The 5,758-nt window shown below is 36.7% G+C and carries 4 protein-coding genes; 1 reads left to right on the top strand and 3 read right to left on the bottom strand.

Annotated features, from left to right (window positions below):
- Positions 1–119: 119 nt before the first annotated feature.
- Entirely contained in the window at positions 120–1,526 is a 1,407-nt protein-coding gene (locus ACIQ6Z_RS08805; RefSeq protein ID WP_396210520.1) for an FAD-binding oxidoreductase, read from the top strand.
- Here ACIQ6Z_RS08805 and ACIQ6Z_RS08800 read toward each other — a convergent pair.
- The 3 genes from ACIQ6Z_RS08800 to ACIQ6Z_RS08790 form a co-directional block, all read right to left on the bottom strand.
- Complete coding sequence (locus tag ACIQ6Z_RS08800; RefSeq protein WP_396210519.1) at positions 1,523–1,936, bottom strand: hypothetical protein; 414 nt, start codon at positions 1,934–1,936, stop codon at positions 1,523–1,525. The two genes, ACIQ6Z_RS08805 and ACIQ6Z_RS08800, sit on opposite strands and share 4 nt — an antisense overlap.
- Positions 1,937–2,016: 80 nt before the next feature.
- Positions 2,017–5,373, bottom strand: coding sequence for a preprotein translocase subunit SecA (secA, locus tag ACIQ6Z_RS08795; protein WP_396210518.1), 3,357 nt, complete (start codon positions 5,371–5,373; stop codon positions 2,017–2,019).
- 85 nt (positions 5,374–5,458) lie between these two features.
- Complete coding sequence (locus tag ACIQ6Z_RS08790) at positions 5,459–5,680, bottom strand: DUF2795 domain-containing protein (RefSeq protein WP_002986941.1); 222 nt, start codon at positions 5,678–5,680, stop codon at positions 5,459–5,461.
- Between the last annotated feature and the right edge of the window lie 78 nt (positions 5,681–5,758).

Genomic DNA, 5,758 nt, shown 5'->3' with positions numbered 1-5,758 from the left:
CTCACGACTTCAGGTTGTTCCACGCCGTGAATTTCAGAAAGTGCAGATTTTTTATTACTTTTACTCAAGAAAAAAAGTTTTATTTTGTAAATGTAGCAAATTTTATCCATTTTAAACTAATGAACCTAAATCCCGAACTACTTTCTGAACTCGAAAAAATTGTGGGTGCTTCTTATCTTTTTACCGATGAAGCCACCCGTAAAACCTATGGTCATGACGAAACAGAAGATCTAAATTTTCCACCGCATGTTGTTGTAAAACCAGCCAATACAGAAGAAGTAGCGCAACTGTTAAAGGTGGCCAATACGCATAAAATTCCGGCTGTACCCATAGGAGCTCGCACCGGTTTAAGTGGCGGTGCATTATCAATTTATGGAGGTATAGGTATCTCAATGGAACGGTTCAATAAAATTATAGAAATTGACGAACAAAATTTACAAATCACTACCGAACCGGGTGTAATTACTCAAGTACTTCGTGAAGCGGTTGCCGAAAAAGGACTATTATACCCCGTTGATCCGAGCAGTATGGGAAGCTGTTGGATTGGGGGAAATATAGCAGAAAATTCAGGAGGCGCACGAGCGTTAAAATATGGCGTTACTAAGGACTATGTTCTCAATTTAGAAGTAGTATTACCCACTGGTGATGTCATTTGGACTGGTGCCAATACCTTAAAAAATTCGACCGGTTATAACCTCACCCAACTGATGGTTGGAAGCGAAGGCACTTTAGGTATCGTGACCAAAATTGTGCTTAAATTAATACCACAAAACAAACACAATGTGTTGCTTTTAGTTCCTTTTTTTAAAGCAGAACAAGCATGTGAGGCGGTTTCGGCTATCTTTAGAGCAGGTATTGTACCGAGCGCACTAGAATTCATGGAACGCGATGCAATCGATTGGACGTTAAAATTTGTTGACGGATTAAATGTGTCAGTACACGATAATGTTCAAGCCCATTTACTGATAGAAGTTGACGGCAATTACCCCGAGATACTCATACAAGAAGCCGAACACATTTTGACCGTAGTGGAACAATTTGAAATCGACGAAGTGCTATTTGCCGATACCGAAGAACAAAAAAATGCCCTCTGGAAAATACGCCGCTCCGTAGCTGAGGCGGTAAAAGCCAATTCGATTTACAAGGAAGAAGACACTGTAGTCCCAAGATATGAATTGCCCAAATTATTAAAAGGCATTAAAGAAATTGGCAATAAATATGGTTTTCAATCGGTGTGTTATGGACATGCGGGTGATGGTAATTTACACGTCAACATCATCAAAGGCAGTATGACCGATGAAAATTGGCGCACAGAAGTACCAAAAGGAATTCGTGAAATTTTCGAGTTGACTGTGAGATTGAAAGGAACGCTTTCGGGCGAACACGGGATAGGTCTCGTGCAAAAAAACTACATGGATTTAGCGTTTTCTAAAGTTCATTTGGAATTAATGGAACGCATTAAAGCCATCTTTGATCCAAATAATATATTGAATCCTGGGAAGATTTTTCCAGATGCTTCAAATTAATTATTAGCTAAAAAGTCTATTAAATTTTGATCCGCATTTTTAAATGTGGGTGCTTGTTCAATAATACTGGCAACGCGTTTTTTGTTTAATTTCATCGTAATGTCGGCCTCAGTTGTAAACAATAGTGCCGATAAAAACGGGTTATTGATGTGCTGAATTAACTCAGTTTCTACATCTTCCAAAGCGCATATCTTAACCAATTCTTGCTTTTCGGTAGTATAAATTTTATACGTTAACGAAAGTTTTAAGACATTGTCTTCCACAATTGTTTTTACATAAATGTTCTGCAATTCGGGCTTTCCAACAGTTTTAGCCAACGTCAATTTAGCAAAAGTCCCGTCAGCGATACTAGCTCTAACTTGGTTGAAAAATTTGGTATACGTAATGTTATTTGTTGGAATAGTTTGCATTTTTTGAAATTTTATCAAATATAAAAAATCCCCAACTACTTTTGGTAATTGAGGATTAGTTTATTTTGAAAATGAATTAATTATTCGTTAACCAAAACCCATTCGCCTGAAGCAATCATGCTTTCTGCTTTTTTGTATTTCATGGTTTCGTTCTTACCACTCATAACGTGTTTAATAGTAACGGTATCATTACGATTAATTTTTGGTGTTTCTCTAGTAATTGTATCGGTTACTTGAGGTCTTTGACTTGCCATTTCACCTGCTCTTCTAGCATCACTTGCCGCATCATCACCATCTACATCTTGTTTTGATTCGGTATAATTTTGTTTTTGACGCACTTGTTTGGCTTCATGAATATCCGAAGGGTCTTGAGAAGGTAAATTCCCTTTAAACAAGAAAGAAATCACTTCTTTATTTACGTCGTCAATCATTTTTTTGAACAAGTTGAATGCTTCAAATTTATAAATTAACAAAGGATCTTTTTGCTCGTGAACTGCTAATTGAACTGATTGTTTCAATTCATCCATTTTGCGTAAATGCTTTTTCCATGCTTCATCTACAATGGCTAGGGTAATGTTTTTCTCAAAATCAGTCACTAATGTTTTACCGTGAGATGCATACGATTTTTCCAAATCGGTAACCACATTCAACGATTTAATTCCATCTGTAAAAGGAACTATAATGCGTAAATATTGTCCGTTATTGTTTTCGTAAACATTTTTAATAATTGGAAAAGCTTCTGCCGCATTTCGCTCAATTTTATCGTTATAATGTTCTAAAACTGCTTTATAGGTTTTTCCGGTAATCTCTCTATCGGTTAGTTTTCCAAATTCAGCTTCAGAAACTGGTGAACTAATTGAAAAATAACGTATTAATTCAAACTCATAGTTTTTAAAATCACCTGCTACTTTGTTTTGCTCTACGACCAATTCACACGTATCATACATCATATTGGCAATGTCTACTTTCAAACGTTCTCCATGCAATGCATGACGTCTTCTTTTGTAAACCACTTCTCTTTGTGCATTCATTACGTCGTCATACTCTAATAAACGTTTACGAACTCCAAAGTTATTTTCTTCCACTTTTTTCTGCGCTCTTTCAATGGATTTCGTCATCATCGAATGTTGGATCACTTCGCCTTCTTTTAGACCAATACGATCCATAACTTTCGCTACTCTTTCCGAACCAAACAAACGCATCAAATTATCTTCAAGCGATACATAAAATTGCGAGCTTCCCACATCTCCTTGACGACCCGCACGACCTCTCAACTGACGGTCGACACGACGTGAATCGTGGCGTTCTGTACCAATGATTGCTAAACCACCTGCTTTTTTTACCTCATCCGATAACTTGATATCAGTTCCACGACCCGCCATATTGGTAGCAATGGTTACGACACCTGGTTTACCAGCTTCGGCAACAATTTCGGCTTCACTTTTATGCATTTTGGCATTCAATACATTGTGCTGAATCCCTCTGATTTTCAACATTCGGCTTAATAATTCCGAAATCTCTACTGATGTAGTTCCAATTAACACGGGACGACCTTCTTTCGACAGTACTACAACGTCTTCAATCACGGCATTGAATTTTTCACGAACGGTACGGTAAATCAAATCATCTTTGTCTTTACGCGCCATCGGTTTGTTGGTCGGGATTTCTACAACGTCTAATTTGTAGATTTCCCAAAACTCACCTGCTTCGGTAACTGCCGTTCCGGTCATACCACCTAATTTGCTGTACATACGGAAATAATTCTGCAATGTAATGGTAGCAAATGTTTGCGTGGCCGCTTCAATTTTTACATTTTCTTTGGCTTCAATAGCTTGGTGTAAACCATCAGAATAACGACGACCATCCATAATACGTCCGGTTTGCTCATCAACAATCATTACTTTATTGTCCATGATTACGTATTCAGTGTCTTTTTCAAACAACGTATACGCTTTTAGCAATTGCGTTAATGTATGAATACGTTCCGATTTGATTGAAAAATCTTTAAACAACTCATCTTTTCGTTCCGCTTCAGCTTCCGTAGCTAAATTTTCGCGCTCAATTTGAGCAATCTCGGTTCCAATATCAGGTAAGACAAAGAAATTAGCATCGGTATCTTGAGAAAGATATTGAATTCCGTTATCTGTTAGTTCTACTTGATTGTTTTTTTCTTCGATAACAAAATACAAAGCCTCATCAATTTTTGGCATTTCTCTGTTGTTATCTTGCATGTATTGGTTCTCTGTTTTTTGCAGCAATTGTTTTACTCCTTCTTCCGACAAAAATTTAATCAAGGCTTTACTTTTTGGTAAGGCTCTATACGAACGTAATAAGTTGAATCCAGCTTCTTTAGCATTTCCTTCTTTGAACAAGCGTTTTGCTTCCGTTAAACAATCGGTAGCAACTTTACGTTGTAATGCAACTAAATTTTCAACTTTTGGTTTTAATTCATTAAATTCATGACGATCCCCTTGAGGTACTGGTCCAGAAATAATCAATGGTGTTCTAGCATCATCTACTAAAACCGAATCGACCTCATCCACAATAGCAAAATTGTGTTTTCTTTGCACTAAATCTTCAGGTGCATGTGCCATATTATCACGCAAATAATCAAAACCAAATTCGTTATTTGTTCCGTAGGTAATATCAGCTTCATAGGCTTTTCTTCTTTCAGGCGAATTGGGCTGATGATTATCTATACAATCAACTGTCATTCCGTGAAACTCAAAAAGAGGCGCTTTCCATGTACTATCACGTTTGGCTAAGTAATCATTGACGGTTACTAAGTGGACTCCGTTTCCTGTTAAAGCGTTGAGATATAAAGGCAAAGTTGCGACTAATGTTTTTCCTTCACCTGTTTGCATTTCGGCAATTTTACCCTGGTGTAAAACCACACCACCAATCAACTGCACGTCGTAGTGAATCATATCCCAAGTAATCGCTTTACCTGCAGCATCCCATGAATTTGCCCAGGTTGCATTTTCACCTTCAATTTTAATATATGATTTAGATGCAGATAATTCTCGATCTTTTGGGGTTGCTGTAACAGTAATGTTGTCGTTTTCTTTAAAACGTCGCGCCGTTTCTTTTACAACTGCAAACGCTTCTGGTAGAATTTCGTTCAATACTTTTTCAGAAATTTCATAGGCTTCTTTCTCAACCGTATCAATCTCTGCATAAAAATCTTCACGTGCATCAATATCTTCCGTTTGTTCTGCTTCGAGCTTTAACGCTATAATTTTTGAGTCTTTCTCAGCGCGAGCTTGCTGTATTTTGACTTTAAATTGAGCTGTTTTAGCACGCAATTCGTCATGAGACAAGGCTTGTAAAGCACTCTCAAAGGATTTTACTTTTGTGATTAAAGGTTGAATAGCTTTTACATCTTTCTCCGATTTATCTCCAACAAAAGCTTTCAATATGGAATTTATGATACTCATAATTATTATTTTCTAATAGTTTGCAAATATAACCAAAAAAAAAGCCTCAGTGAAGAGACTTATTTCTGTTGTGTGTATTTATTTTTTAATATTCGTCCTCATTCCAAAGATAATCTTCGTCAGTAGGATAATCTGGCCAAATTTCTTCCATTGATTCATAGATTTCTCCTTCATCTTCTATAGACTGCAAGTTTTCCACCACTTCTAATGGAGCTCCAGTTCTAATAGCATAGTCGATAAGTTCATCTTTGGTTGCTGGCCAAGGCGCATCACTCAAGTAGGATGCTAATTCTAATGTCCAATACATCTTTTTATCGATTTAAGTTTATGCAAAAATAAATTTATTACTTAAAAAGTCAAGTTTTTTTTTACTTTTTTTATTAAA

It is taken from the genome of Flavobacterium sp., from assembly GCF_044376915.1.
GTDB lineage: Bacteria > Bacteroidota > Bacteroidia > Flavobacteriales > Flavobacteriaceae > Flavobacterium.
The sequence above is the reverse complement of the archived record's forward strand: the minus strand, read 5'-3'. Positions and strand labels throughout refer to the sequence as shown.

Coding starts and splice junctions, on each gene's coding strand:
- ACIQ6Z_RS08805 (WP_396210520.1), top strand. CDS start 120: ATGAACCTAAATCCCGAACTACTTTCTGAACTCGAAAAAATTGTGGGT.
- ACIQ6Z_RS08800 (WP_396210519.1), bottom strand. CDS start 1,936: ATGCAAACTATTCCAACAAATAACATTACGTATACCAAATTTTTCAAC.
- secA (WP_396210518.1), bottom strand. CDS start 5,373: ATGAGTATCATAAATTCCATATTGAAAGCTTTTGTTGGAGATAAATCG.
- ACIQ6Z_RS08790 (WP_002986941.1), bottom strand. CDS start 5,680: ATGTATTGGACATTAGAATTAGCATCCTACTTGAGTGATGCGCCTTGG.